1 pseudogene is annotated in these 1,052 nt (G+C 68.3%); it reads right to left on the reverse strand.

The features are described 5' to 3' along the window. A pseudogene (locus NBRGI_RS21815) lies at nucleotides 1–1,052 on the reverse strand (DNA-directed RNA polymerase subunit beta); the annotation flags it as partial.

A 1,052-nucleotide genomic window follows, 5' to 3' on the forward strand; every position in this document is an offset into this window, starting at 1 on the left:
GGCGCTGCGACAGGATGATCGCGTCCTCGTAGTTGTGGCCCTCCCACGGCATGATCGCCACGAGCAGGTTCTTGCCCAGCGCCATCTCACCGTTCTCGGTGCACGGACCATCGGCGAGCACCTGACCGGTCTCGACCCGCTGACCCTCGTCCACGATCGGCCGCTGGTTCGCGCAGGTGCCCTGGTTGGAACGGGCGAACTTGCGCATCCGGTAGCTCTTGCGCGTGCCGTCGTCGGCCATCACGGTGACGTAGTCGGCCGAAACCTCCTCGACCACACCGCCCTTCTCGTTCACCACGACGTCGCCGGCGTCGACGGCGGCGCGCAGCTCCATGCCGGTGCCCACCACGGGGGCCTCGGAACGGATCAGCGGCACAGCCTGACGCTGCATGTTCGCACCCATCAGGGCGCGGTTGGCGTCGTCGTGCTCGAGGAACGGGATCATCGCGGTCGCGACCGACACCATCTGGCGCGGCGAGACGTCCATGTAGTCGACCTCGGACGCGGGCACGAGCTCGTTCTCCTCGTTGCCGCGGCGGCAGAGCACCCGGTCCTCGAGGAAGCGGCCCTCCGCGTCGACCGGCGAGTTGGCCTGCGCGCGCACGTGCCGGTCTTCCTCGTCGGCGGTGAGGTACTTGACCTCGTCGGTGACCTTGCCGTCGATCACCCGGCGGTACGGCGTCTCGATGAAGCCGAACGGATTGACCCGCGCGTACACCGACAGCGAACCGATCAGGCCGATGTTCGGGCCTTCCGGGGTCTCGATCGGGCACATGCGGCCGTAGTGCGAGGTGTGCACGTCGCGCACCTCCAGGCCGGCCCGCTCACGGGACAGACCACCCGGGCCCAGCGCCGAGAGACGGCGCTTGTGGGTCAGACCCGACAGCGGGTTGTTCTGGTCCATGAACTGCGACAGCTGGGAGGTTCCGAAGAACTCCTTGATCGCGGCGACGACCGGGCGGATGTTGATCAGGGTCTGCGGCGTGATCGCCTCGACGTCCTGGGTGGTCATCCGCTCACGGACCACGCGCTCCATCCGGGACAGGCCGACC

Origin of the sequence: Nocardia brasiliensis IFM 10847 (assembly GCF_000710915.1) — a bacterium.
Classification (GTDB): Bacteria; Actinomycetota; Actinomycetes; order Mycobacteriales; family Mycobacteriaceae; genus Nocardia; species Nocardia brasiliensis_A.